Genomic DNA, 261 nt, shown 5'->3' with positions numbered 1-261 from the left:
ACGGTGACGCTGCAGATCCTCGCGGAGGGCTTTTCGCAGGCGGGCGTGCCGGTCTTCATGGCCGATGTGAAGGGCGATCTGTCGGGCATCGCGGCGACTGGCTCGGCTGAGGCCAAGCTGCACAACGCCTTCATGGAGCGCTCGCAGACCATCGGTTTCGATCTGCAATACCGCGCCTATCCGACGGTCTTCTGGGACATGTTCGGCGAGAAGGGCCATCCGGTGCGCACGACCGTCTCCGAGATGGGGCCGCTGTTGCTG

At 64.8% G+C, this 261-nt stretch carries 1 protein-coding gene; it reads left to right on the top strand.

Annotation, left to right across the window (positions count from 1 at the left end; translation table 11 throughout):
• Positions 1 to 261: helicase HerA-like domain-containing protein (locus B3D39_RS08015; protein ID WP_286789580.1), on the top strand; the 261-nt coding region annotated here is incomplete at both ends.

The sequence above is a fragment of the Thioclava sp. UBA3469 genome, from assembly GCF_002378135.1.
Lineage (GTDB): Bacteria > Pseudomonadota > Alphaproteobacteria > Rhodobacterales > Rhodobacteraceae > Thioclava > Thioclava sediminum.
The sequence above is the reverse complement of the archived record's forward strand: the minus strand, read 5'-3'. Positions and strand labels throughout refer to the sequence as shown.